At 49.8% G+C, this 1,102-nt stretch carries 1 protein-coding gene; it reads right to left on the reverse strand.

The features are described 5' to 3' along the window. Window positions 1-31: 31 nt before the first annotated feature. Window positions 32-787, reverse strand: coding sequence for a hypothetical protein (locus AX750_RS26020; protein ID WP_156462454.1), 756 nt, complete (start codon window positions 785-787; stop codon window positions 32-34). Window positions 788-1,102: the final 315 nt, after the last annotated feature.

A 1,102-nucleotide genomic window follows, 5' to 3' on the forward strand; every position in this document is an offset into this window, starting at 1 on the left:
ATTCGTCGCCATTGCCGCAGTCAAACTCTGGCTACCCTTTGTCCACGAAGCCTAGGTCCTTCACGTCGTCGTAGAGATCAAAAAGATCATGCGACTGCCGAAATTTCCCCGTCTTGTGTTGGGCAAAGGCTTTTAAGGTCTTTTCAACGGCCATTTGTAGCGACCAGAGAGCGGCTCCCCGCCCTACAGCATCCTTGCGTAAGATGTTCACGGCGGCACTTTCCAATTCGGGAAGAACGCCTTCGAGAAGTCCGCTTATCTTTTCATCGCTGGGTTTGATGCCCATCAGGTTTATGCGGATGCGCCGTAAGCCTGTGCCGATAGCAGTCAGCTTTGCAAAGAGTTTCGTCCGTTCACGCTGCGGTAGCCTGTCGATAGGCGGCGAGCCGACTAGCCAGGTCTCTGGATTTTCACCGTCCTCAATCGTCACCGGAAAGTGTAGCCAAGCGGTTTCACCAGGTATTTCTACAGTACTGCGGGTGAGTGGTACTTTGAGTTCAATAGGCACGCCGCGAACAAGCGCAACACCAGTTGCTGTTGAGGTTCCCCCTCGATCAAGCGCGGGCCCGTATAAATTTTGATACCATTCTCTGACATAGTGGTAGATAACAGCAAACCAAGGCTTATTATAAAAATCAGATTTATCGTCACCTTCTATTTCTAAGATATAATCCTTTACAAATATAATCGAGGCCTGTGTCACTCTATGCCAGACGGGCGTTTCAATAGAAGAAAGATGTTCGTCAATTATAATCAGGCGATCACTAATTACTTCTTTAAGATCCATGACTTTCAACCTCTCAGTCAAGGTCGATTTGATGACGGGCCCGTGCCAGAATTTCAATCGAAATCTAATCTATTATCTAGACTGCGCCATGCGCATGTCAATTTCCTTATCCGTATCGCAGGCCTTCTGGAAGGTTCTCACTGTCTTGACTGGCCCACATCACCGGCCCACATTGGGGATATCGGACCGACAAGCCGCCAAAAAACACGTTGTCGCCCAGTTCTTTGTGAACTTGGATAGGGGTCCTAGTCCCCCAGCCATGGTCGTGTCCCATAGCGTGGTGTAGCTGACGGTGGTCACCGGCGATTGCCGGTT

The organism is Methylobacterium sp. CCH7-A2 (assembly GCF_001557075.1).
GTDB lineage: Bacteria > Pseudomonadota > Alphaproteobacteria > Rhizobiales > Beijerinckiaceae > Allobosea > Allobosea massiliensis.

Bases quoted from the DNA above. Each gene is read 5' to 3' on its own strand.
- AX750_RS26020 (WP_156462454.1), bottom strand. From the start codon at position 787: ATGGATCTTAAAGAAGTAATTAGTGATCGCCTGATTATAATTGACGAA.